This window comes from Acinetobacter sp. CAU_H_60, from assembly GCF_058599385.1.
Genome location: NZ_CM178653.1, coordinates 1478544 through 1503096, shown reverse-complemented (window position 1 = coordinate 1503096; position 24553 = coordinate 1478544). Strand labels below are relative to the sequence as shown.

Below are 24553 nucleotides of genomic sequence, written 5' to 3'. Positions count from 1 at the left end.
ACAATAAGATAATGTGGATTTTCTCATTTTTAAGATTTGTATCGAATTTAACAAATCAAAAGCAATCGATATTCACCCTCATTTTCAACCGGAGCCCGATGTACACAAGGTAGGGCTCTTTGGGCTGGATGATCGACTGCCAATCGCCAAAGATGTCCCTGACCTAAATTTACAGGTTTTGCATCAGGCTTAGGTTGATAATGCAGATCAAAGAAATACTCTTCCAGAAAATCTTTAAATCCGGCTTCTGGGCCATCATATAATTCTTTCAGCTTTGCCCTGATTTCTGGAATCAGAATCTTTTGTTCCACCTGATCATTGGGCAAGATATCGCTTGCAGCGCCATGATAGGTACATAAGAAAGTATCTGTTTCAATCGGTGAGCGATCGACATGAAATGAATAGACATCTGTAGTAATGAAATCGAGCTCATCATCCCGTTCATAGCACTTAAGTAAATTGAGTGAAGGGGAAGCGCCGTAGTCAGTCAGTCGCTGTATATCTTCTAAGATAATCTTTCTTGCCAGATGACCGCTTTCTGACAGCTGGAGTTTCATAAGATCATCAATTGAAACTTCAGTCATATTTTCCTGTAAATGAAGCTTATTCACGATCTCGGCAAAATCACCCGCTAAATTTCTAGACCAGCAAATCGCATTCATCGCACCCTTAAAATCCGAATTAACGAGTTCTGAAAAGTTTGAGACTACACGAATTTGTTTATTGCCTGAAAATTGATTATGCATGCTTAAGTGAAATGACTTATGAACTATGCCTAATATTACCCTTAGATTCCTCAAAATAACTTTATGAGCTCATAAAAAAAGAGATTTTAAAACCTAAAATCTCTTTCCTTTCACAGTATCTTAATTTTCAGCTTGTGCTTTGGCTGCAATATTACTTTTATAGATAAAAAATAGTGCAACAGCTAATAGGGCAATTGCTGCTAGTCTGGATCCATCTAAATGAATCACCGGATTATTCAACCATCCAAAATGATCGATGAGCAGACTCATTAATAACTGGCCACTAATGACGGCGACAGTGGTGGCAGCAGCGCCCAGTCTAGGCATAGCAAATACAATCGTAAGCATATAGGCCACGCCAAAAAATGCACCTGTTAATTGCCATCTTGGTGCGGTGAATAAATTCAATGCATGGTTGGGTTCAAGAAAGAAAGCGATTAGAAAACTGACTAGAGCACCTAAGACAAAGGTCAGCCAAGAACTTTCTAATACACCTACTTTAGCACCCAAACGACCATTAATTGAAGATTGAGTACATAAAACTGCTCCGCCAAAAATAACGACTAATAACATTATATAAATCATGGAGAAGCTTCCTTATTGAATAAGCCATAATGCAGCTAAAATAGCTACCAGCGCGCCAATACGATATTTGTCTACAGCCCGTTTATGGCTACCTAACAAACCCCAGTGATCAATAATAAGACTGGTTGCAACCTGGCCAAACAGGATGCCCACCATGGTCAGGCCAACGCCAATATGAGGTGTCGCTACAGTTAAAGCCACTACATATATAGGGCCTAATATACCGCCAGTCAGTTGCCACCGTGGCTGCTTGAACATGAGAGAAAGCTTTGGACGGTTGAAGATCAACCCCAAGGTTAAGAGCAGTGATCCGATCGCGAAAATTCCTAAGGTCGCCCAGAAATGGCCAATTTCTTCCCCGAGTGGACCCAGTAAACCCGCTTCAACAGATAACCCCATACCTGCAAGAACGACTAATGGGAAAATCCACAACTGTTTCATATATGCTTTCCAAAGGAAGAAAGCACCGAATTATATTCTCTTATTTAAAAGCTACAATTCCACAATTTTTCAAAACATAATTGCTATTATGACAATAATAAAATGATTGAATTAAATTCAGGGACAGATCAATTATGCAACTCAATGCATTACGCTATTTTGTGATGGTGTCAACGACAGGCAGTTTTTCAGCTACAGCAAAGCATTTTCAGGTTCCATCTTCCTCAGTATCTCGTTTTATTTCCAAACTTGAACAGGAAATTGGACAGCAACTTTTTTATCGTAATACACGCTCTGTTCGCCTGACTGAGATAGGTGAAAAGTACTTTGTGCAAATTAAGGAAGTACTGGATACGCTAGATCTGGCCAATGAAGAAATTTCTGGTAAAAACGCGATCAGAGGGTTAATTCGTATCAATACAGCGGTTGCGCTGGGGAGGCTACATATATCGCGTATAGTGAATAAATTGCATGATAGCTTTCCAGATCTTTCAGTCGAGCTAATCTTGACGGATACTTTTATTGATCCTGTACAAGAAGGCGTAGACATTGCGATAAGGATTGGCTCATTACAGGATTCAGCATTAATTGCACGCAAGGTCTGTGATCAACAGTATGTGCTGTGTGCGAGTCCTGCATATCTTGAAAAATATGGAACTCCACATTCTCCACACGAGATTCAGAATCATCAATGTCTGGTGTATAAGGGCGTTTCCGGAAGCCAACGCTGGTATTTCCGTCAGCAAGAGCATGACACTCCGGTTTTAATTGAGCCACAAGGGCCTTTAAGAAGTAATAATGCAGAAGTCCTGGTAGATGCGGCATTGGAAGGACGGGGGATTGTATTATTTCCAACCTGGATTTTTACGGAAGACTATTTCAAAACACATAAACTGGTTCAACTCCTTCCTAACTGGATCAGTACAGTAGAGCCTTATTCTATAGGGATTCATCTGGTTTCTCCCGAAAACAGAATTCGTTCACAAAAAGTCAGAACTGTGCTTGATTTCATTTTAAAAGAAATTGGAGATCCGCCGTACTGGGATAATATTCTTAAATTATAAAATTTTTATGATCTAATTAGAGAAAGCTTCAATGGTTTTTTAGTTATCCCTTTTTTGATCAACAAGGATTCTAAGGAAGAGCTAAGATTAAAAGCATCAAATGGATGAATTTATACGATTTCAAATTTCTAACTTTAGATTTTATCTACACATCGCAATTGCGAAACTCTTAACTATCGTTAAATGTATCTGCATTATTGCGATAAATCCAAAATTAAAATAAAAAAGCCTATCTCATTCGAAATAGGCTTTTTTACCTCTGAGGAATCTTCTCGTCATTTAATTCAGTAAGAATGCTATGGCTTAAAGACTGATAATCATATTATGAGAATATGAATAGTTTTTCAAACATAATTTAAATTTTATTTGGTTAAATTATTACGAATGTCACTGGTGCTTTCAGGATGGTAGAGGAACTTATTTTCAATAATCTGTGCTTTCTCCTGAAGAATTTGTACTAATTTTTCCAGATTTACAAAATCAAATCTATTTTTTGAGGCTAATAAAGTAAGCGCTAAGGGCGGTTCTTTAAGAGAGAATTTAACTGGGACAGACAAAGCTGCAACTTGAGGATCAAGTTCACCACTAGAATAATAATACCCCTGTTTTTTGATCTTTCTCATTTGTTCCAGAAAAGCGGTTTCATTCTGCACAAATCCTACTTCTGCAAATGCATCTGCATAACGTTGGTAATAATCAAGCAACGCTTGTTTCGATAAATGTGCCATGATGACTTTTGAAGATGAACCTACATAGACCGGACGTGGACAACCGCGTCCAAATGAAAGCAGATGTGCATTTTTAAAGACTTCGTCATGTAAGTCGATACACGAATCATAATTGAGATGAGTCAATATACAAGAGAACTCAGTCCGTTCGACGATTTCCTGCATAAAGGGAATGCTGATCTGTACCAAAGGATCAGTTTTTCTTGAAATATAATCCAGAACAGCAATTTTTGAACCCAGCGTATAGTCACCGGATGTGCCACTTATTCGCTGTAAAAGTTCAGCCGATACCAATTCTTTTAAATAGCGATAACTGGTGGGTTTGGAGAGGTTTAATTCTTCACTGATGATATCTACATTAATCACTGAACGTGATAACGAAAATAGATCGAGAACCGTAAGAATTTTTCCAAAACTTGCTTGCGCCATAAAAAAACCTGAAGTGCTGACCATTGAAAAAGGTGATGACTCACTTTAGCTTAAAAGAGGGCAGTAGAGGCAACTATTTACCTGAAATTCTCGAATCATGAGGATATAGGAAGAAAAGAGACAAATATTCAGCATAATGGCCTATGCAATGATAAAAAATCATACTTATTCTCATATAGAGATATTTTTATTGACAATAAAGCGTTTATTTGAAAAAATTAATTACGTAAATATCCAATGATGATTAATTAAGCAAATTGTTCTCTTTTGCTTTTTATATTTTCATCAACCAGTTTCAGTTCAATCAACTGAATATTCTAATTTTATAGACTTTCAACAAGTAAAAATTTTGTCACTGAGTTCTTTGGGCTTGGTGAGCAGGTTATTTGCTTTAGAAAATAAAATAAGCTCTTAGAGAGAAACGATGCTGCTTATAAAATCTTTACTCGCATTTCGTCCAAATAAAATGGACTGGATTTTTGCGACTAAAACATTTGTGGCTGGTATTTTGGCGCTCTACGTTGCGTTGAGTTTGGATCTTGCTTATCCGATTTGGGCAATTGGCACAGTTTTCGTTATTGCCAATCCTTATACGGGGATGACCGCTTCAAAAAGTATCTATCGTGTACTAGGTACTTTATTAGGCGCAATTGTGGCAGTTGCAGTTACTCCTTGGCTAATCAATACACCGTGGTTGTTTACGTTGTTTTTATCCTGTTGGGTTGGTCTTTGCTTATATTTCTCTCTGCTAGATCGTACACCGCGCAGTTATATATTGATGTTGGCTGGATATACGACAGTCATCATCTGCTTCAATATCATTTACTTTATTGATACTGCTTCATTATTTGATATGGCGGTAGGACGCTTTCTGGAAATTACTATTGGCGTTGTTTGCAGCGCGATTGTGACAACGACCATATTTCCAATGCATATTGGCCCCGCAGTGAAAAGTCGTGTCAGTAAAACCTTAGCGGATACTCAGCAGATTTTTAATAAAATTCTATTAGAACCACGTCAAGACCAGAACTATACAAAAGCTTTAAGCCAGTTGGCTGCAGATATTGCAGACATTCATGTCATGGCTGTGCATTTAAGCTATGAAAAGTCAGCTCTACAGGGAATGACCAAACCACTGCAGGAAATGCTGAACCAGATCACAATGCTGGTGAGTAATTTGGTGGCGATGTCTGAACGCATGCAACAGTTAGACTTCATTGACACAGATTATCGTTGGCCACTGGCAGATTTACATTCCAAAATTAATACATATCTAACAGATGAACATCTATTGAAAGAGTCTGAACTCAATCAGCTTCCCACTGATTTTGAAACAGCTTTCCTGAAAATTTTTGAACATTCAAAAGATGATCAAATTGTGATATTGAAAAGCTTGAAAATGGATATCCGCCATTTCATTCAGAATATCCATGCGATTAAGTTGATCTGGCAGCGAATTCAGCAAGGGGATACTTCACTGCCTGAAATGATTGTTCCACTTACTACAAACTATCCAACTCTGCATCGTGATCATGGCGTAGCAGTGCGGGGCGGGGTTTCTGCATGCCTCACTGTTTTTATTGCTACTGCCTTTTGGATCTTAAGCGGCTGGAAAGCTGGATTTATGCTGGCTGAAATGGCGGCAATCAGTGCATGTATCTTAACGGCGCTGGATAATCCGGTGCCTGCATTGAAGCTGTTTATTCGTAGTAGCTTATATGCTTCGATCGTGATCTTCATATATGCCTATGGAATTTTTCCAAATATTATAGAATTCTGGCAGTTAGCACTTGTACTTGCACCATTCTGCATATATTGCCTGATGCTTTTTTTGCATCCACCCTTAGTTGGAATTGGTTTGCCTTTGTTGATGGGGACGATCATGGGGCTGAATTTTCAGAACCGTTATACCCTGGATCAAATTTCTTTCTTCGATGCAGCGATTGGTACAGTCATTGGGCCAATCATCGCTGTATTTATTATCCATATGATCCGTGCAATGTCGCCAGATATAACCGTACAGCGCATTTTGGCCATTCATAACCGAGCCATTCGTCAGGCACTTTATATCCCTTATGGGGTACGGTTCCGTAGCCATTTACGTATGATGATTGACCGCATCGGGGTATTGAACACTAAAGCAGTAGAATCAGAAGATCTGAAAAATAAAATCAATCAAGCACTCATTGAATCCAGCGCCATCGTGGATCTGGCACGGTTACAGGAACTCATACTCAAGTTACCTGAACAGCAGCCTTTGACCCAGCAACTCGAAGATCTTCAAATACAGCTGGATGAATATTTTCGTGCCAAAGAAATTGGACAAAATTATGATGCTGCCTTCACACAGTTAATTAACAAAATACAGGCTTTGGAAGCAGATCTCATCATGCAGGAACATACAGATGTTGTAGAACGGCTGCATATTTCACTCAACAATATTCGTAGCAGCTTATGTCATATCAAGACACCGCCAAGATATGCAGGCGCAGGAGATTAATACATGGGAGAACTGAATATTTATGGTGTGTATGTGCCGATTTTATTGATTCAAGCTGTGATTGCCTATGTACTGCTCAGAATCTTGATGAAGTGGCTAGATAAACTAGTCGCAAATGACTGGATCATCATGCCGAATATTTTCTATTTATGCACTTACGTACTTTTGCTGGGCGCCGTCCATTGGGCAGGCTTATTACTATGAGGTCTGATATTAAAATGATTGAGGAAAACCGTATATGACATCTGTCAATTTACGCAAATATTTGCGACCTGTACTTTTGACGGTAGTGGCTGTTCTCGCCATTTTAGTGATTCGACATATCTGGAATTATTATAATTCTGAGCCATGGACGAGAGACGGGCGTGTACGTGGTGATGTAATTCAGGTGTCATCAGATATTTCAGGCCTGGTCACAGAGGTGCTGGTGCAAGATAACCAGACCATCAAGAAAGGGCAGCCTCTATTTAAAATTGATGTTGAACGTCAAGAACTGGATGTTGAAGAGGCTCGTGCGGATCTTGCGAAAGCAAAAGCAGGTTTAGCGCAAGCTGAGGCTGAACTGGCAAATGCTAAAGCCAATGTCGTGAAATCCCAGGCAAGTATTCATCTGGCAGACAAGAATGCGAGCCGTTATTCAAGTTTAATGGATGGTGCTATTTCAAAACAGGAACAGGATCAGATTTTTGCTGCACGAGATGAATCACATGCCGAGCATGAGCAGTCCTTAGCTGCAATCGAACAGGCCAAAGCGAATATCGAACAGCAAAAGGCATTAATACAAGTCGCTGAAAATAACCTTAATCTTGCGCAACTTAATTTACATCGTTCAGAAGTTGTTGCTCCGGCAAATGGGACATTATCAAATTTTGAATTAAAAGAAGGGAATTATGTCAAAGTTGGCCAAGCGGTTGCAGCATTACTAGATCGTAAGCAGCTCTATGTAGTGGGTTATTTTGAAGAAACCAAACTGGATAAAATTTACGTGGGAGCACCTGCCATCATTCAGCTGATGGGTGATTCGCAAAAACTTAAGGGCCATGTGCAAGGTATTGCCTCGGGGATTGAAGATCGCGAACGTACTGCTGGTTCAGGACTTTTAGCGAATGTGAATCCAACCTTTAGCTGGGTACGTTTAGCCCAACGTGTCCCTGTTAAGATTATTCTGGATGAGTTACCAAAGAATGAACTTGCCTTCGTTGCAGGGCGAACAGCAACAGTGCATATAGAAAAGCAAGAAAAATAAACTGACCTGTAATCCAATAACATAAGGTTCTTGACGAAAAGAGAACCTTGTTATGAATCCTGATTTAAAAGATCAAATAGCTATATGAAAACCCCAATAATAAGAGGTATATAATTCGATCACCGAATTACCTTGTCATTACATTTTTATTGACCATTCGTTCAAATTTTTATATTTTCATATGGACTTTTTTTAAGCAGGAGGAATTTTTTATTATGAATGACGTAAGGCTTTTATATGTAAGTAAGTTCAAAGATGAGAGATACTCTACTTCTGAACTTTATAATATTTTAACAGAAGCCTTAGAATTTAATGAGTTACACAAAATCTTTGGCACACTCTATTTCGGTAATAATTATTTTGTCCAGTGTTTGGAAGGCACTGAAGATGGATTTAATCCTTATCTCCTGGATCCAGATACTATTCCTGCTTTTATAGAATTACTCAGACAGCACGAAGATGATTTATACAAAGCCCAGGTGATGGCTTAGTCAGCTTAAGATGTAACATGTGATATGTTAATTTAAAGAAATTGCTATATTACATGTTATATTTATAATTTTAAATTATTGAAATTTATAAAATAATTAAGTTTTCAGTTTAAAAAATAGAGATGGTTAACCCTCTCTATTTTTTAATAGATTTAAAATTCCGAGGCAACTTAAATAAATTTCAACACTTCAAGTCTCAGTATTTAAAATATTTCCTGATTACATATTTCTATTCTTGAAATAAAATCGAGAGGCATAGTTAGTCTTTCAGCCGTTATTGTTTCGAAATGAACCCAGATAGCTGCATCTCTATTCTCAAAACTAATACTTACAAGCTTAACCAAGTCATAGGGTTCAACATCGTGAGTCAAGATAATATTATAAAAGTGATCTGAGCGTACGTAAGATATAAGCATTTGATGAATAGCTACTTGTTCATCGCTACTTAGCTCACTATATTTACTTAGTTCAGGTAAATCATGTTGTCTGTTCACTTTAGTCCTTATCAATCTTCAAGTTTTTATAGAGGACCAGAATTTTATCAATTTAGACAGGGCAGCATTGATCCTAGACAGTATCGTGGACAATCGATCCCTCTAAACTTTTAATATATTTCTGTTCAAAGGCTTCTGGACTTAACCAACCGTTTGCAGAATGCCTTCTGACCCGATTGTAATAAATCTCAATATAGTCAAACAAGACCGCATTCGCCTCTTTTCGAGTGACAAACACACTGCCATGCACCACTTGGCCTTTCAATGTATGAAAGAAGCTTTCAGTCACGGCATTATCCCAACAGTTTCCTCGTCTAGACATACTTTGAATACAATCATTTGTCAGCAAGAGTGCTCTAAAATCACGACTACAGTACTGACTGCCTTGGTCCGAATGAACCATAACACCTGTTGGATAGCCCTGACGAGCCATTGAATAATGAAACGCATCACACACCAATTGGCGGTCTATTCGATGGCTGGTTTGCCATCCCACGATACGACGACTAAATAGATCCAGCATCACACATAAATACAGCCAACCTTGCTTGGTACGGATATAGGTAATATCCGTTGTCCAAACCTTGTTAGGCTGCATGACTGTAAATTGGCGATCTAACAAGTTTGGTGCTGTAGGCAAACGATGCTTTGAATCAGTCGTATGCTTGTATTTACGTGCAATCTTGCTCCGTAGACCAAGTTTTTTTAACATTCTTCCAACGGTTCGTTCGCTCATGGTGTACCCTAAATCATGCATGTCATGTACTAATGAAGGTGCACCCAATCGTGCATGATGCTGCCAATATACGGCTTTTAAATCATTATATTTCTGCGCTGGATTGGCCTGGCGTTTTCGCCAGGCATAATAGCCTGAAGTGCTGACACCCAGGCATTTACAGGCAGAAGATACAGTGACTTCATTCACATCCAGATCTTGAATTACCGTGTACTTTTCTTGGCATGATCTGTCAGAAAGTACACATGCGCTTTTTTTAAGATGTCATTGGCTTCCCTGAGCTGTTTGACTTCTTTCTCTAATTCTAAAATCCGCTGTTGTTCTGGTGAAAGTTGGCGTTTGCTTGAACCCGCCGGATTGATTTCACGAATCCATTTATCCAATGTTGAATAACCAACACCTAATTTCTGGGCGATTGCAGCTAAAGATTCGTGCGAGTTTGAAAGTGCATAATCAATTGCTTGCTGTTTAAATTCAGGACTAAAACGTTTAGCCATTTCTTGAATCTCCAAAGATTAAAGTTACGTTATCTTTAGAGGGACGTGCTGTCCATTATTTTGTCTAGGATCACATTTAGTTGTTTTGTATAAATAATTGAACTTTTTATGAATGATGCTGAACAACAACGCTAGCCAGATTAACGCGCACACTATAATTAAAACTGTAACTATAAGAGCGTAGAAAACAATGTCTCAAATAAAAATTTATGCTTTAAATAAAACAATCGAACTACATAGAATAGAACTGAGTAAAGCTATTCATCAAGCTTTAGTCAAAGAGCTAAGTGATGCCGAGGAAAAGATTTTTCAACGATTTATACCGTTAGAGTCTGAAAATGTTATTTACCAAAGGATCGATCTAGATCTTAGATCATTATCGAGATTTTAGTGTTTGAAGGAAGAACAAAAGAGACCAAGAAAACATTTAAAAATATAAGTCATTTATGTGGGATTAAATCTAATGATATTGAAATAACTATATTTGATTTGAAACTCCAAAAGAAAACTGGAGTATTCGAGGGAAAATTGCGGATGAGCTTCTTCTAGGTTATGAGGTAAATATTTAAGTGATTTATATAAAGACAACCTTCAAACTAATCTTAATATCTACGTTTAACATGACTAGGATGAAAAAGACATATTAACTAATTGGTGAGTGCTACATACAGGAATAGGCTATATGCATAATATCTTAGTTAACTTATGTTCACCTATAATATAGTTCACAATTAAATTTATCTTTAATAAACAACAAATTTAATTACTTAGAGTACTAAAGTTATAACTGGTAAAATATTTGGTTCATGAACCTAGGGTCTGTTGACACTTACTGTTCATAATTAACCCTATAACGGTAGCCATAAAAATATACAGACTAAGGCAACAGAACTTTGATAATTTCTTTTGAGCTTGTCATATCGAGTAGCTATTCCTCTAAATTGCTTTAATCTACAAAACATATTTTCAACTAAATGCCTGATTTTATATAAATACCAGTCCATATGGTCATTGTTCGATTGGCTATTCGTTTTCTTTGGTATATTCGCTTTAGTCCCTGTTTTCCTGATCTGTTCACGCAGTGGTTCTGAATCATAGCCTTTATCTGCACATACCACTTTTGTCTCTTTTAAATCTAATGTTGATATTAAATCAGGCGCAACTTTAACATCATGTGTGGTTCCATCGGTAATCATGAAATCAATAGGATTGCCATGTGCATCAACAATCAAATGTATTTTTGAGGAGTTTCCTCCTACACTTTTAGAAATAGATTGATTCGCTATGCCGGCAGAATGTTGATGAGCACGTACATGAGAGCCATCAATAAAAATCCACTCCATATCGGGGCATGAGGCTAGTAATTTGAATAATCTAAGTAACTTACCGCTGCTTGACCAACGATTAAAACGTTTGAAAATAGAATTGGAATGACCAAAACAAGAAGGAATATCTCGCCACGGACAGCCTGTTCTAATTCTATAGAGAATAGCTTCAATAAAATTGCGTAAATTTGAGTTGTGGTGAATGGATAAATTACGCAGAATAACTTTCAACTTTTGCCAGTGTTGATCTGTCAGCATGGTACGAGGCATAGCGAATAGTAAAATTGGGTTTGGTGATTTGATTTTACTACTTCGCTATTTTTTTAAGCTAAAAGTGTCAACACACCCTAGCTATGAATAGATATTTTCCTACTAAAAAGGTCTTAAGAATAGACTAAATTTGTCTAGAAGAGTGGGGGCTATTCACACCTCATTGAAACCCCTTTAAGAAAGGGGATGCCGATCCTCTATATCACCAACGGTGGATGAAGCTTGTCAGCATTCTTAAATATTTATCGTCACCATCACGGCATAGACGTGCGCTTATGGTAAGTCACACTTACATAACTTAGACTTAGAAGATTTGGTGGCTTTAACTATTAGAGCTGTAGTAATGGCATGGGTACACCATCCAGCGACAAACTGGGTGTCAAAGCTAGGTAAGTGAATTACTAGACTTCACTGTAGTTAGTTCTCAATTTTAAATTTTATTAAAGGAAGTATGAAAGTCATACTTCCTTTTCAATCTTCTACACAATAAAACTTTAGAGTTGAAGCAACAAATCAAATTTAAATCAGATTTGAAAAATAATTACGGTAGTTGCTGTCCTGTGGTAATAATTCTAATAAACGCTGTACCGCATCAATACGATCATGTGTTTGCCCAATAATCCGTAATAATTGATCGGTATCCTTTATTTGATAAATCAACTGGCTTAAACGGGCATCAAAACAATGTCTCCAAGTACTGAGTAAAGGGCTTTCTGATTTAGATAAAAAGCTACCTTTATATAGCGAGAATGTACTCGAAATAAGATTTGCATTTAATGATTGTTCAGCACGTAAAAAATCACATTGGACTTCACAGGTAAGCCTATAAATCCGAGCCTCAATTGAATGAGGTAATAGGCTACGAAGTTGTGAAAGCTCAGCCTTTAGGGTTTTTAGGCTGACATTACGCTCACCATAAAGGGCATAGTGTAACTCTTCTAAACCAATCCCGTACGGATACAAAGCTAAAATGCAAAGTATTTCAATTTGACGGTGAGTCAAGTTCAAAGTATGCCCATTAAATTGAACCCAGGGCGAACCTAGCGCTTTAATGTATAAAAAATTTTTCTGTTCAAATTTTATTGCTCGCTGTATTAAGTCTGCACAGCGTTCCACAGCAAGAATGCCTAGAGGGGTATGTTTTTTATATTTTGTGGAAAGATTGATAATGCCATGAAATTGACCTGAAGTCGGATCCCAGATAGGTGCTGCATAACAAACCCAATCACGAACGCTGTCCATTTGGTTTTCATGAGAATATACACAACTTGATGTTTGACTATTTAATGTCATACCAATCGCATTGGTCCCAACCGCCTGCGTTGACCAATGGCCACCTTCAATAAAATGTACCTGTTCAGCAGAAGAAAGCATCGCGGAACTACTCCAGGTCCATAACAGAGTACCATGGTGATCTGTAAGACCAATTGCCATATCGGAATCATCAGCAATTCTTAATAAATCGGCATAATTATGCTGAATAGAGCGGCGGAATAGGGAAGTCTGATCTTCTTGAGGCAAAGCCAAAACGGGTGCAGCCTGAACAATATGCTGATTAATTAAATGTGTTGTTTGCAGCTTTTTTGCTGGTGCTGTATTGAACAGGTTCATATCATATTCCTTTATGATTAGACTGTAATATCTTTAAACTTCAGAAATCAATTTCCAGATCTATACTCATTCAATCTTTTCTTACGTGTACCAAATCATTTTTTCTTGGATTCGTTAAATAACCTTTTTTGGGTTTTACCAGCCTTTTAGCTACTTTAAAAGTGTTGTTATGGACTGGAAATGACTATTTTTATCTGAAGTGTTAATAAAAGTAACCATTATGTTGATAAATAGGATCCTTTAAATGATGAAAATGTCATTCACGCACGTAGGGCACAGGTACAGCCTCACCATAATACTGGCGGTCAGCAAAATAACTCGATCGCACTAATGGTGCACTCCAAATATTCTTAAACTCTAAGTGCTCTCCATGAGTTTGATAATGTTTAAACTCTTGCAATGTAACAAAACGATGAATTGGCGCATGTGATTTGGATGGCTGTAGGTATTGGCCGATTGTGACATAATCAATTTGATAATCTTTCAAATCATTTAATAACGCAATAACCTCAGCTTCAATCTCTCCTAAACCCACCATCAAACCACATTTCGTTGGGATATCAGGGCAGTAGTGTTTAAATTTCTTAAGTAAATTCAATGAATTCTGATAGTCAGCGCCTGGTCGCATGGCTTTATACAGGCGTGGCACGGTTTCAATATTGTGATTAAAGACATCAGGTGGATTTTTGCTCAGAATTTTAAGTGCAATATCTGCGCGACCACGAAAATCAGGAACCAAAACTTCAATCAAAGTGTCTGGACTAGTTTGACGAATTTCTCGAATGCAATCTGCAAAATGCTGTGCACCGCCATCTTTTAAATCATCTCGGTCAACGGAAGTAATCACAACATACTTTAAGTTTAGATTCTTCACTGTTTCAGCCAAATGCAGTGGCTCGTTAATATCTAAGGCATTAGGACGGCCATGCGAGACATCACAGAATGGACAGCGTCGAGTACAGATATCTCCCATAATCATGAATGTTGCTGTTCCACTACCGAAACATTGCGGCAAGTTAGGACAAGCTGCTTCTTCGCAAACGGTATGTAGTTTTTGTTGTCTTAATAAATCCTTAATGATTTGGACTTCCTCAGGTCGACTAATTTTAGTCCGGATCCATTCTGGCTTTTTCGGTATCGTTTCCGTTGGAACAACTTTAATTGGAATACGCGCCATTTTTTTAGCGCCACGTAGCTTCTTTCCAGTTAATACTGGGTTATTTAAATCCATTTCAAACACTCCGTCGTTTAAAATAATTAATATTGAGCCTGATATTAAATAAGCTGCTTTAAATGCATTAATAATATTAAAACAGGGCAAAAAACTTATCATATAAAACAAAGGTTGGTTAAAGGTTTGTTTTTGTATATAGCTGAATAATATTAAAAAATTTACAAATTTCTTAATTCTATAAACCATTGTTTTTAATGTTTATCTTATGTTTTTATGCATTATATTTTTTTAGTCTAATATGAAATTAAATAAAAATATTCTTATATAAATATACGATTTAAAAATCCAGTTATTCAATTTGGGATTTTCTTTTAAGCGTAGTTAATAAGGAATAAATATATGCAATTAACGGAAGAGCAATTGCTAGCAGCATACAAAAGAATGCGCGACATTCGTGAATTTGAGGATCGACTTCACGATGAAAACAATACAGGTGATATCCCAGGTTTCATCCATCTTTATAGCGGTGAGGAAGCTGTTGCCGTAGGGATCTGTGAAAATTTAACAGATAAGGACTTCATTACCTCAACACATCGTGGTCACGGACATTGTATTGCAAAGGGCTGTGACATTCACGCCATGATGCTAGAAATTTTTGGCAAAGATGATGGTTTGTGTCGTGGTAAAGGCGGCTCAATGCACATTGCGGACTTAGATAAAGGCATGCTCGGTGCAAACGGTATTGTGGGTGGTGGTCCACCTTTGGCTATTGGGGCAGCTTTAAGTGCTAAAACACTCAAAAATGGTGGGATTGGTCTATCTTTTACCGGTGATGGCGGTTCAAATCAGGGCTTAACTTTTGAAGCCATTAATATGGCTGTTGTGTTAAAGCTTCCTGTCATTTTTGTTTTTGAAAATAACGGTTTTGGTGAAGGTACTGCACATGATTATGCCGTAGGCAGTAAAGATATTGCAGGCCGAGCAGCAGGTTTTGGCTTACCCGCTGAAAAAGTAGATGGAACAGACTTTTTTGCTGTGTATGAAGTTGCACAAAAAGCCATTGAACGTGCCCGCCGTGGTGAAGGTCCGAGTGTGATTGAAACGGTAACCAACCGATTTTATGGACATTTTGAAGGTGATCCAGGGCTTATCCGTTCTAAAGAAGAACTGGATTATGTCAAAGAACATAAAGATCCATTGAAAATATTCCGCGAAAAAGTCAAAGACAAAATTGACGAAGCCAAGCTCGATGCGATTGACGCTCAGTCTAAAGCCAATGTAGACGATGCCGTTGCAAAGGCACGTGCAGCTAAGTACCCAGAAGTTTCTCAGTTACTTACCGATGTATACGTCTCTTACTAAAGGAATAGTAGAAAAATGCCAAATAAAAGTTATCGAAACGCGATTAAAGAAGCAATTGAATTAGAAATGCGCCGAGACCCAAGTGTCATTGTGGTCGGTGAAGATGTTCGTGGTGGACATGGTGGTAAAAATACCGATGATAATAAGCTGGAAGGTTTTGGCGGTGTACTTGGTGTAACCAAAGGCTTATGGACTGAATTTGGTTCTGATCGAGTCATTGATACTCCAATTACAGAATCAGCGATTATTGGTATGGCGGCAGGTGCTGCTGCAACGGGTTTAAGACCTGTGGCAGATTTAATGTTTATGGATTTTTACGGCGTGTGTTATGACATGCTGTATAACCAAGCAGCTAAATTTCGCTACATGTTTGGCGGCAAAGCCAAAGCGCCACTCGTTGTACGTGGCATGATTGGTGCAGGTTTTTCCGCAGCAGCGCAGCATTCTCAGTCGCCATATAACGTGTTTGCCTCAGTGCCTGGTTTAAAAGTGGTGGTGCCTTCGAGCGCCTATGATGTGAAAGGGTTATTGATTCAAGCCATTCGAGATGATGACCCAGTAGTCTTTTGTGAACACAAGTTATTGTACGACATTAAGGGCGAAGTACCAGATGAGGCCTACACTATTCCTTTTGGTGTCGCAAATTACACACGTGAAGGTACTGATATCACCATTATTGCCTTAAGCCTGATGGTGCATCGTGCCAATGAAGTTGCTGACAAGCTCGCAAAAGAAGGCATTTCGGTTGAAGTGGTTGACCCTCGAACCATTTCTCCATTAGACGAAGATGGCATTTTAGAGTCAGTGGCTTCAACAGGTCGCGTAGTTATTGTGGATGAATCAGCAGCGCGTTGTGGTTTCGGACATGATGTGGCTGCCCTCATTGCACAGAAGGGCTTTCATTATCTTAAAGCACCAATCGAGTTAGTCACTCCACCACACTCACCCGTACCATTTTCACCAGTATTAGAAAAAGAATGGCTACCAAGTGTAGAACGCATCGAACAGGCTGTACGCAAGACGTTGGAGGCTTAGGATGAGCGAAATTAAAACTTTAGAAATCCCAAAATGGGGTTTGTCCATGGAAGAGGGCACGATTGCCCAATGGCTGATTCAGGAAGGTACGCAATTTAGTAAAGGACAGGAAATTTGTGAAATTGAAACCACAAAAATCGTCAATGTTCTAGAAGCGCCTTTCGATGGCTTGCTACGAAAAATTATTGCTAAAGATGGTGATACCCTTGTCGTAGGAGGAGTCATTGCAATTTGTGCAGACGCCCAAGTTTCCGATGCAGAAGTTGAAGCATTTGCACAGTCCTTAGGTGGAACACCTGCTGTAACTGAAAATAAAGCGGTAGCAGCGGTTCCTGAAAAAGTCGATGTGGCTCAAGTTGAAACCAAAGTACAAGCTGCTCCTAAACAGAACAGTGTTGGTAATGGATCAAAAGCGGTGACTCAGGGCGGATATTCTATTCCTGATGAGTTACAAGGCTACCAACAAAGCGATGATATTTTTGCAACGCCACATGCCTTGAAATTGGCTGAAAAGCATAATGTAAACTTGGCTCAGATTACGGGTTCTGGACGTGAAGGCCGTATCAGTGTTCAAGATATTCAGGCCGCAGTTCAAGCTGCTGGTGGTTCTTGGCCAGATGTACGTCATCAAGCCAGCACGAAAGCCGCGAAATCTAAAGCAGATGACAGTTATGTTCTAGCGACACCTGTTGCCCGCCGTTTGGCAAAACAATGGGGCATTAATTTGCATGATTGTCGTGCATCAGGTTCACGTGGACGAGTCTGTAAGGAAGATGTTGAAGCTGTATATCAACGGGAAAATCCTGTACAAGCTCAACATACTGAGCATGCACATCCAACAGAGTCTGCAAAATTCACCACCGTAGCTATGAATGGTATGCGTAAAGCAATCGCTGCACGGCTACAAGCGGCAAAATGCAATGCACCACATTTTCGCTTAACAATAGACTTAAATGTTGAGTCGGTTCAGGCTTTGCGTCAGCAAATTAACAGTACTGTACCGCAAGTCAAACTGTCCATTAACGATATGCTGATTAAAGCTGCTGCTGCTGCACTGATTAAAGTTCCAAAAGTTAATGTTCAGTTTGATGAAGAGAATCAGCAGATTTTACAGTTTGAACAGGCTGATATTTCGGTTGCTGTAGCCATCGAAAATGGACTGATCACGCCAATTATTAAAGCAGCGAACCGTAAATCTTTGGCGCAAATTTCCAATAATATGCGTGATCTGGCGACACGTGCCAAAACTGGAAAATTGGCACCTGATGAGTTTCAAGGGGGCAGTTTCAGTATTTCCAATTTGGGCATGCTTGGTATTCAACAGTTTGATGCCATTATTAACCCGCCTCAAGGTGCAATTCTAGCCTTAGGTGCAGCAGAGAAACGTGCTGTCGTTGAAAATGATGAGATTGTTGTTCGTGAAATGGTGACCGCAACATTGTCTTGTGATCATCGTGTCATTGATGGTGCGTTGGGTGCTCAATTCTTATCGGCATTTAAGCAGTTTGTCGAAAATCCTGCATTAATTTTGGTGTAGGAGGAATAGTCATGTCAGATACACAATTTGATCTTGTGGTTATTGGTGCTGGTCCTGGAGGATATGTCGCTGCGATTCGCGCAGCGCAACTGGGATTAAAAACTGCAATCGTTGAAAAACAACACTTAGGCGGAGTGTGTCTTAATTGGGGATGCATTCCAACCAAGGCATTATTGAGCGGGGCTGCGCTTGCACAGCAGTTCAAACATGCAGGGCAGTTTGGCTTTACGCTTAACGCGATTGATTTTGACATTCAAAAACTGGTCCATCATAGCAGACAGGTTTCTGAGCAACTCGTGCAAGGTATCGGTCAATTATTGAAAAAAAATCAAATCACTGTTTTTAACGCGGCAGCCCAGTTTATTGCCAAAGAGCAATTAGAGCTTACAGATGCGAATGGTCAAAAACAGCAGATTTCTGCACCGCATATTATTGTCGCAACAGGTGCACGTGCGGCCAATTTGCCTCATATTCCTGTAGATGGCCATCAGGTCTGGAGTTATAAAGAGGCTTTAGTTCCGGAACAATTACCAAAATCTTTACTGGTCATTGGTTCGGGGGCTATAGGCAGTGAGTTTGCAAGCCTATACCAAGACTTAGGCTGCCAAGTTACCTTGGTTGATATTGCAAAGCAGATTCTCCCTAGCGAAGACATTGAAGTTGCGAAGTATGTACAAAAGCAATTTGAACAGCAGGGTATGCAGGTTTTAACCGAAGCGACTGTAAAAAAAATAGAAACTGATCAGGCTCAAGTACATTGTCATATTGAAACTGCCACAGGTGTGCAAATCATTACTGTTGAAAAGGTGCTTTCAGCTATTGGCGTGAAACCGAATGCTGAAAATCTTGGCCTAGAAGCTTTGGGAGTTGAATTTGAGAATGGTTTTATTAAAGTCGACTCATGGTGTAAAACCAATGTAGTGGGCATTTATGCAATTGGTGATGTCGCAGGTGCACCGTGTTTGGCACACAAAGCCAGTCATGAAGCCATTCTTTGTGTGGAGAAAATTGCAGGCCTAAGTCATGTACATGCTTTAGATCGTACACAAATTCCGGGCTGTATCTTTACCCATCCACAAGTGGCCAGTATTGGTTTGACAGAACAGAAAGCGAAAGCTACGGGCTTGAATATCAATGTGGGTAAGTTTCCTTTACAAGCGAATGGTAAAGCATTGGCTTTGGGCGATAGCGCAGGATTTATTAAAACCATTTTTAGTCAGGAAACGGGTGAATTGTTGGGTGCTCACATGGTTGGACATGAAGTCACCGAACACATTCAAGGTTTTGCCATCGCGAAATACCTAGAAGCTACAGATGAAAGCTTAGCGCAGGTCATTTTCCCTCATCCTACTTTGTCTGAGGCGATGCATGAGTCGGTCTTGTCGGCGATGCAACGTGCAATCCATATTTAAGGAGTCGCAACATGCCTAGAGGTTTAAACAACAAAGTTGCTTTAATTACGGGTGCGGCACAAGGCATTGGACGTGGTATTGCCTTACGTTTAGCACAAGAAGGTGTTCATATTGCCTTGGTCGATCTTCATCAAGAAAAGTTAAATACTGTTCAAAAAGAGGTTGAAGCCTTTGGCGTAAAAGCCACCACATTTATTGCGGATATTTCAGATCCAATACAAATCAGTGACGCTATTAATCATGCAGAATCGACACTTAATGGTTTTGATATCATGATTAATAATGCAGGTATTGCACAAGTCAAAGCTTTGGCAGAAGTAACGCCGAGTGAATTTACCCAAATTATGAACATCAATGTCGGTGGTGTACTTTGGGGGATTCAAGCCGCAGCAAATAAATTTAAACAACGCCAACAGGCTGGAAAAATTATTAATGCATGCTCAATAGCAGGTCATGAAGGTTTTGCTTTGCTCGGTGTTTATTCGGCAACTAAATTTGCAGTTCGTGCATTGACGCAAGCTGCGGCTAAAGAATATGCCAGTGCTAAAATTACTGTAAATAGTTATTGTCCGGGTGTTGTTGGTACAGACATGTGGGTCGAAATAGATCAGCGGTTCTCTGAAATTACAGGTGCACTAATTGGTCAAACGTATAAAAAATATGTAGATGGTATTGCTTTAGGACGTGCTGAAACACCAGATGACGTGGCTGCATTAGTTGCATTTTTAGCCAGCGAGGATGCAAACTATATTACAGGTCAGTCTATTTTGACAGATGGTGGAATGGTTTACCGTTAATATCAACATAAGGAATACACAATGAAAGCAGCTCGTTTTTATGACCGAGGGGATATTCGAATTGAAGATATCCCTGAACCGAAAGTACTTCCAGGCACAGTTGGAATTCAAGTTGCATGGTGCGGTATTTGCGGTACAGATTTACATGAATTCATGGAAGGCCCTATTTTTATTCCACCTTGTGGTCATCCACATCCAATTTCGGGAGAATCTGCACCTGTAACAATGGGACATGAATTTTCAGGCGTAGTTTATGCAGTTGGTGAGGGTGTAGACGATATCCAAATTGGACAACATGTCGTAGTTGAACCCTATATTATTGCGGATGATGTCCCGACTGGCCCCAATGATAAGTATCATTTATCAAAAAATATGAACTTTATTGGTTTAGGCGGACGCGGTGGTGGTCTTTCTGAAAAAATTGCAGTTCAGCGGCGTTGGGTACATCCTATTTCAAATGATATTCCTTTAGACCAAGCAGCATTGATAGAACCTTTATCTGTCGGTCATCATGCCTATGTCAGAAGTGGTGCAAAAGCTGGCGATATAGCACTGGTTGGTGGAGCAGGCCCTATAGGCTTACTTTTATCAGCCATTTTAAAGGCTAAAGGTCTCACGGTCATCATTACTGAATTGAGTGCAAAGCGTAAAGAAAAAGCGATAGAAGCGGGTGTTGCAGATTATGTGCTAGATCCATCTAAGGTTGATGTGGTCGCTGAAGTGATGAAAATTACGGAAGACCGTGGTGTTGATGTCGCTTTTGAATGTAGTAGTGTTAATAAAGTCATGGATACACTGGTGGCGGCGATGAAACCAACTGGTGTGGTCGTTATCGTTTCGATTTGGAGCCATCCTGCCACAATTAATGTGCATAGTGTGGTTATGAAAGAGCTAGATATTCGTGGCACGATTGCTTATGTAAATGACCATCAGGAAACCATCCGCTTAGTCGAGCAAGGTAAGATTAATCTAGAATCTTTTATTACCCAACGTATTGCATTAGATGATCTTGTTTCTAAAGGCTTTGAAACGCTGATTCATAATAATGAGTCTGCAGTAAAAATTATTGTTCATCCGTAGTAAAACCTAATTTTAACGACAAATTTGAATAAGCTAGAAATAAACTTTATGTAGCTATTTCTAATATCTTTAGCGATAGGGAGTGACTCTGTACTTACAGATTCATTCTCAAATTTACAGTGTTGAGTGCCAGTATGATTTTGATCATACAGCCTAGTAAACATCAAGATTAGATCTCAAACGAATTAGATTGGTTTCTATTTTTTTATTATTTTCTAAGAAAAACATAAAATTATCGATTTCTTGTAAATAGATTTCAGGATCATAGCTCAAAGAAAGGAATGACTCACAAAACGATGTTGAAAACTTCTGGAACCAGAATTCATACCAAAATTTAAGTGCGAGCATATCTGATTGTTGGGTAGCGACACTTTGAAATCTCAAAACAGATAAAGAATAGAGCAATGGATAAAGACAAGGAGTTGTAGTCGAAGCATTGAACAGCACAACAATTCGATTTTGAGTTGAATGCTTTTTTGAGAGTTTGATTGTCTTTAAGAAGAACATTACACAATTGAAGAACTAAATGAAGTAAACACTATATAGACTTAAATAAAATTAGCATAGGATTATCTTTAAAATAAGTTGTTGTTTTATATATTTTTTATCTATAAACACAGGGAGTTATGAAGTAAAAGTAGTATGCACTTAATTTAACATAATATACATTATACGAAATACACTTGTAAGCCCCAAGTAGAAATGTCCGGTTTCTCCAAAGTAAAAATGTCCGCCTTAGATTCGCACTTATTGCTGATCTTGGCGGACATACACATGTGAACATGGATCTTGAATAAATTGAGAAAGCTTAAGTCACATTTAAATTAAAACTCTTTTGTCACGCTTAATCCAGCACTCCAGTTACGACCTTCTGCAGGTTCATAGAAACGACCATTGCTTTCATTGACAATGACTGAGCCTGAATAATCCTTATCAAACAGATTATCTACGCGTGCAAACGTTTTTACAGACAAATCTTTGACATTCCAGTTATAGCCTACATTAGCCCCAGCCACTGTATAACTTGGTGCATATTGTGAGTTAATGTCGTTAACATAAATTCGGTCTGAGTAACGTACATCTATTCCACCATGTAAACCATTTTCAGGTTTCCATCCCAAACTAAAGAATGCCTGATTCTTAGCAATTCCAGGAATATAGTTACCTGACGAAACTGCAGCTACTGTACCAATTGCTGGAATATCGGCATCAAATGTTGCATCAATATAGCTATAGCTGGCTTGAGCTGTTAGATCACGCCAAAGATCTTTATTCCAAGATAGCTCTAATCCTTTTCTTAGAGTTTTATCTGCATTACGAAACGTTGAGCGCCCGCCATCACTTCCCGCAGAAACAATGTCATTTTTGGTTTGAGTCTGAAATGCTGCTAAGGTCATATCACCAAAGCGATTCGCAGATTTTAATCCTAGCTCATAAGTTTCACTTTCAGCCGCTTTTAAGCTTAATACATCGTTGCTACCATCAGCCGGATAAGCCATTTCGGTAAATGTAGGTGTTTCAAAACCTTGTGCATAGCTTGCATAAGTCATTAAATCAGGAAGAATTTTCCAACTGAATGCAACTGAAGGCAGTAATTTCTCATAAGTCGTTTTACCTGAATTATCGCCATTGCTTAGGTAACGGTCTTCAGATTTGAAATGCACATTACTATAACGTAAGCCTGCGTCTATATTTACAGTATCAGTGACGGCATAAGAGGCTTGCAGATAAGGATCTAGATTCCACAAAGTGTTATCTTCATCACGGCGTAGCTCGCCCTTAACCCCATATTGCGTGTCACCGATAAAATTTTGAAAACCTTTACGTTCTTCGGTCATGGCATCGATCTCAACACCGGCAATTAATTTTAAGTTTGGTAGTACTTTTTTGCCTGTCCAACGAACGTCAGTACCGTAAAAATTACGATCAAAATCAATCACACCACCCGCATGCTTTTTACCTAGCTGAATTGTATTAGGTATACAAACATCTGTGTCATCAACGTAAGCACATTTAGGCGTTGATTGATACTGGATTACAGAACGCTGTCCAGCATATGCCATAGCGTACAGTTCATGCTGATCATTGATCGGCTTATTCCATGTTAAGCCAGTTTGCACCTGCTCAATTTCTTTACGAGCATTGTATTTGGTGACATTACCAACCACTTGCTTCGGATTGGCTTCCCATTGTGGACGAGTCAAACCACCCGGATCATCTGCATCAATTTTGACATAGTTACTCACCCAGTTAATTTTAGAACCATCATCCAGGTCCCAAGTTAGCTTGGCATTATTCAGGACTTTATGCGCACTACTGTGGTCTCGGTAGCCATCAGTATCAAAATAAGATGAACTGATGACATAGCTAGGCTCAGAAGCATTGTCTGAGCCACCTTGTAACACCAGATTGGCTTGCCCTTTATTCTGACTGCCACCTGAATATCCAAAAGTGACTGAATCCGGACCTTGCCCTTCTCGGCTTTGAGTCAAGATGGTTCCACCAGAGGAATTGCCATATAGCGATGAAAATGGCCCGCTCAATACTTCAATATGATCCAAACTATTCAGGTCAATATTGGAGGTCTGTCCTTGTCCATCTGGCATGGTGGCAGGAATACCATCCACATATAAACGTACCCCGCGCACACCAAAAGTCGATCGAGCGCCAAAACCGCGCATGGAAATTTGCAGATCCTGGGCATAGTTTTCCCGGTTATTCAGCTGCAAACCTGGCACACCTTTTAAGGTTTCAGACAGGTTTACATTTAAGCTATTTTGTTGTTCCTGATTCAGATAATAGGCAGATGCCGGGGTTTCCAGAATGGCACGATCTGTACGGGTTGCTTCAACCACAATGGGAGCCAGTCGCTGTACCTCTGTAACCGGTTCTTCCGCATAAATTCCTTGACTGATACAAGCAATCAGACAGGATAAAGTCGATTTCATCGGCAACCGCGTGGTATGAAGATGCATAGCTAATATTCCTGATAT

20 protein-coding genes and 3 pseudogenes are annotated in these 24553 nt (G+C 39.2%); 12 read left to right on the top strand and 11 right to left on the bottom strand.

Annotated features, from left to right (window positions below):
* Positions 1 to 47: 47 nt before the first annotated feature.
* The 3 genes from AC4MBN_RS06970 to AC4MBN_RS06960 form a co-directional block, all read right to left on the bottom strand.
* Positions 48 to 746, bottom strand: coding sequence for a DUF1826 domain-containing protein (locus AC4MBN_RS06970; protein WP_491880910.1), 699 nt, complete (start codon positions 744 to 746; stop codon positions 48 to 50).
* A 120-nt stretch (positions 747 to 866) separates the two neighbouring features.
* Positions 867 to 1331 carry a DMT family transporter gene (locus AC4MBN_RS06965; protein ID WP_491880909.1) on the bottom strand — a complete coding sequence of 155 codons (465 nt, stop codon included), beginning with the start codon at positions 1329 to 1331 and terminating at the stop codon, positions 867 to 869.
* Between the two features lie 12 nt (positions 1332 to 1343).
* Positions 1344 to 1772 carry a DMT family transporter gene (locus AC4MBN_RS06960; RefSeq protein ID WP_180012210.1) on the bottom strand — a complete coding sequence of 143 codons (429 nt, stop codon included), beginning with the start codon at positions 1770 to 1772 and terminating at the stop codon, positions 1344 to 1346.
* A 134-nt stretch (positions 1773 to 1906) separates the two neighbouring features.
* Between AC4MBN_RS06960 and AC4MBN_RS06955 the strand changes: the two genes are divergently transcribed.
* Complete coding sequence (locus tag AC4MBN_RS06955) at positions 1907 to 2836, top strand: LysR family transcriptional regulator (RefSeq protein ID WP_419364246.1); 930 nt, start codon at positions 1907 to 1909, stop codon at positions 2834 to 2836.
* A gap of 362 nt (positions 2837 to 3198) precedes the next feature.
* Here the strand turns inward: AC4MBN_RS06955 and AC4MBN_RS06950 are convergent, their stop codons facing one another.
* Positions 3199 to 3993 carry an IclR family transcriptional regulator gene (locus AC4MBN_RS06950; protein WP_419364244.1) on the bottom strand — a complete coding sequence of 265 codons (795 nt, stop codon included), beginning with the start codon at positions 3991 to 3993 and terminating at the stop codon, positions 3199 to 3201.
* 424 nt (positions 3994 to 4417) lie between these two features.
* On the opposite strand from AC4MBN_RS06950, the gene AC4MBN_RS06945 reads away from it, so the two are divergent.
* The 4 genes from AC4MBN_RS06945 to AC4MBN_RS06930 all read left to right on the top strand — a co-directional run bounded on the left by AC4MBN_RS06945 (position 4418) and on the right by AC4MBN_RS06930 (position 8230).
* Positions 4418 to 6493 (top strand): FUSC family protein, encoded by a 2076-nt coding sequence (locus tag AC4MBN_RS06945; RefSeq protein WP_419364242.1) that lies wholly within the window; start codon positions 4418 to 4420, stop codon positions 6491 to 6493.
* 3 nt (positions 6494 to 6496) lie between these two features.
* On the top strand, positions 6497 to 6697 hold the full coding sequence (locus AC4MBN_RS06940; RefSeq protein WP_034706223.1) for a DUF1656 domain-containing protein: 201 nt from the start codon (positions 6497 to 6499) through the stop codon (positions 6695 to 6697).
* 34 nt (positions 6698 to 6731) lie between these two features.
* Positions 6732 to 7739, top strand: a complete 1008-nt coding sequence (locus tag AC4MBN_RS06935) for an HlyD family secretion protein (protein ID WP_179993018.1) — start codon at positions 6732 to 6734, stop codon at positions 7737 to 7739.
* A 215-nt stretch (positions 7740 to 7954) separates the two neighbouring features.
* Positions 7955 to 8230, top strand: coding sequence for a BLUF domain-containing protein (locus AC4MBN_RS06930; protein WP_491880908.1), 276 nt, complete (start codon positions 7955 to 7957; stop codon positions 8228 to 8230).
* A gap of 203 nt (positions 8231 to 8433) precedes the next feature.
* On the opposite strand, the gene AC4MBN_RS06925 is transcribed toward AC4MBN_RS06930, so the two are convergent.
* Together AC4MBN_RS06925 and AC4MBN_RS06920 are read right to left on the bottom strand one after the other, a co-directional pair.
* Positions 8434 to 8724 carry a hypothetical protein gene (locus tag AC4MBN_RS06925; RefSeq protein WP_491880907.1) on the bottom strand — a complete coding sequence of 97 codons (291 nt, stop codon included), beginning with the start codon at positions 8722 to 8724 and terminating at the stop codon, positions 8434 to 8436.
* A gap of 73 nt (positions 8725 to 8797) precedes the next feature.
* Positions 8798 to 9957 (bottom strand): IS3 family transposase gene (locus tag AC4MBN_RS06920; protein ID WP_491880371.1). Its coding sequence is split into 2 segments (ribosomal slippage): positions 8798 to 9723 and positions 9723 to 9957, totalling 1161 coding nucleotides; the frame shifts between segments, so codons are not numbered across the junction.
* A 190-nt stretch (positions 9958 to 10147) separates the two neighbouring features.
* On the opposite strand from AC4MBN_RS06920, the pseudogene AC4MBN_RS06915 reads away from it, so the two are divergent.
* A pseudogene (locus AC4MBN_RS06915) lies at positions 10148 to 10526 on the top strand (tautomerase family protein).
* Between the two features lie 260 nt (positions 10527 to 10786).
* On the opposite strand, the pseudogene AC4MBN_RS06910 reads toward AC4MBN_RS06915, so the two are convergent.
* From AC4MBN_RS06910 to lipA, 3 genes and pseudogenes are all read right to left on the bottom strand, one after another.
* Positions 10787 to 11552, bottom strand: a pseudogene (locus AC4MBN_RS06910) (IS5-like element ISAba31 family transposase).
* 519 nt (positions 11553 to 12071) lie between these two features.
* Positions 12072 to 13163: a sigma-54-dependent transcriptional regulator family protein gene (locus tag AC4MBN_RS06905; RefSeq protein WP_048881925.1), complete on the bottom strand. Its 1092-nt coding sequence runs from the start codon at positions 13161 to 13163 to the stop codon at positions 12072 to 12074.
* A gap of 256 nt (positions 13164 to 13419) precedes the next feature.
* Entirely contained in the window at positions 13420 to 14394 is a 975-nt protein-coding gene (gene lipA, locus AC4MBN_RS06900) for a lipoyl synthase (RefSeq protein ID WP_491880948.1), read from the bottom strand.
* A gap of 342 nt (positions 14395 to 14736) precedes the next feature.
* Here lipA and AC4MBN_RS06895 point away from each other — a divergent pair, with 342 nt between their 5' ends.
* The 6 genes from AC4MBN_RS06895 to AC4MBN_RS06870 are packed head-to-tail and all read left to right on the top strand — an operon-like array spanning position 14737 to position 21560.
* Positions 14737 to 15699 carry a thiamine pyrophosphate-dependent dehydrogenase E1 component subunit alpha gene (locus AC4MBN_RS06895; protein WP_075166713.1) on the top strand — a complete coding sequence of 321 codons (963 nt, stop codon included), beginning with the start codon at positions 14737 to 14739 and terminating at the stop codon, positions 15697 to 15699.
* Positions 15700 to 15714: 15 nt separating this feature from the next.
* Complete coding sequence (locus AC4MBN_RS06890; RefSeq protein WP_491880906.1) at positions 15715 to 16734, top strand: alpha-ketoacid dehydrogenase subunit beta; 1020 nt, start codon at positions 15715 to 15717, stop codon at positions 16732 to 16734.
* Position 16735: 1 nt separating this feature from the next.
* The gene (locus tag AC4MBN_RS06885; protein WP_491880905.1) at positions 16736 to 18271 is read left to right on the top strand and encodes a dihydrolipoamide acetyltransferase family protein; all 1536 of its coding nucleotides are present in this window, start codon (positions 16736 to 16738) and stop codon (positions 18269 to 18271) included.
* Between the two features lie 11 nt (positions 18272 to 18282).
* Complete coding sequence (gene lpdA / locus AC4MBN_RS06880) at positions 18283 to 19683, top strand: dihydrolipoyl dehydrogenase (protein WP_034705948.1); 1401 nt, start codon at positions 18283 to 18285, stop codon at positions 19681 to 19683.
* 11 nt (positions 19684 to 19694) lie between these two features.
* Positions 19695 to 20480: an acetoin reductase gene (locus tag AC4MBN_RS06875; protein ID WP_491880904.1), complete on the top strand. Its 786-nt coding sequence runs from the start codon at positions 19695 to 19697 to the stop codon at positions 20478 to 20480.
* Between the two features lie 21 nt (positions 20481 to 20501).
* Entirely contained in the window at positions 20502 to 21560 is a 1059-nt protein-coding gene (locus AC4MBN_RS06870) for a 2,3-butanediol dehydrogenase (protein ID WP_419365172.1), read from the top strand.
* Between the two features lie 171 nt (positions 21561 to 21731).
* On the opposite strand, the pseudogene AC4MBN_RS06865 reads toward AC4MBN_RS06870, so the two are convergent.
* Both AC4MBN_RS06865 and AC4MBN_RS06860 read right to left on the bottom strand, forming a co-directional pair.
* Positions 21732 to 22067: pseudogene (locus AC4MBN_RS06865) on the bottom strand (site-specific integrase); the annotation flags it as partial.
* A 317-nt stretch (positions 22068 to 22384) separates the two neighbouring features.
* Positions 22385 to 24535, bottom strand: a complete 2151-nt coding sequence (locus AC4MBN_RS06860) for a TonB-dependent receptor domain-containing protein (RefSeq protein ID WP_491880903.1) — start codon at positions 24533 to 24535, stop codon at positions 22385 to 22387.
* Between the last annotated feature and the right edge of the window lie 18 nt (positions 24536 to 24553).

Coding starts and splice junctions, on each gene's coding strand:
- AC4MBN_RS06970 (WP_491880910.1), bottom strand. CDS start 746: ATGCATAATCAATTTTCAGGCAATAAACAAATTCGTGTAGTCTCAAAC.
- AC4MBN_RS06965 (WP_491880909.1), bottom strand. CDS start 1,331: ATGATTTATATAATGTTATTAGTCGTTATTTTTGGCGGAGCAGTTTTA.
- AC4MBN_RS06960 (WP_180012210.1), bottom strand. CDS start 1,772: ATGAAACAGTTGTGGATTTTCCCATTAGTCGTTCTTGCAGGTATGGGG.
- AC4MBN_RS06955 (WP_419364246.1), top strand. CDS start 1,907: ATGCAACTCAATGCATTACGCTATTTTGTGATGGTGTCAACGACAGGC.
- AC4MBN_RS06950 (WP_419364244.1), bottom strand. CDS start 3,993: ATGGCGCAAGCAAGTTTTGGAAAAATTCTTACGGTTCTCGATCTATTT.
- AC4MBN_RS06945 (WP_419364242.1), top strand. CDS start 4,418: ATGCTGCTTATAAAATCTTTACTCGCATTTCGTCCAAATAAAATGGAC.
- AC4MBN_RS06940 (WP_034706223.1), top strand. CDS start 6,497: ATGGGAGAACTGAATATTTATGGTGTGTATGTGCCGATTTTATTGATT.
- AC4MBN_RS06935 (WP_179993018.1), top strand. CDS start 6,732: ATGACATCTGTCAATTTACGCAAATATTTGCGACCTGTACTTTTGACG.
- AC4MBN_RS06930 (WP_491880908.1), top strand. CDS start 7,955: ATGAATGACGTAAGGCTTTTATATGTAAGTAAGTTCAAAGATGAGAGA.
- AC4MBN_RS06905 (WP_048881925.1), bottom strand. CDS start 13,163: ATGAACCTGTTCAATACAGCACCAGCAAAAAAGCTGCAAACAACACAT.
- lipA (WP_491880948.1), bottom strand. CDS start 14,394: ATGGATTTAAATAACCCAGTATTAACTGGAAAGAAGCTACGTGGCGCT.
- AC4MBN_RS06895 (WP_075166713.1), top strand. CDS start 14,737: ATGCAATTAACGGAAGAGCAATTGCTAGCAGCATACAAAAGAATGCGC.
- AC4MBN_RS06890 (WP_491880906.1), top strand. CDS start 15,715: ATGCCAAATAAAAGTTATCGAAACGCGATTAAAGAAGCAATTGAATTA.
- AC4MBN_RS06885 (WP_491880905.1), top strand. CDS start 16,736: ATGAGCGAAATTAAAACTTTAGAAATCCCAAAATGGGGTTTGTCCATG.
- lpdA (WP_034705948.1), top strand. CDS start 18,283: ATGTCAGATACACAATTTGATCTTGTGGTTATTGGTGCTGGTCCTGGA.
- AC4MBN_RS06875 (WP_491880904.1), top strand. CDS start 19,695: ATGCCTAGAGGTTTAAACAACAAAGTTGCTTTAATTACGGGTGCGGCA.
- AC4MBN_RS06870 (WP_419365172.1), top strand. CDS start 20,502: ATGAAAGCAGCTCGTTTTTATGACCGAGGGGATATTCGAATTGAAGAT.
- AC4MBN_RS06860 (WP_491880903.1), bottom strand. CDS start 24,535: ATGCATCTTCATACCACGCGGTTGCCGATGAAATCGACTTTATCCTGT.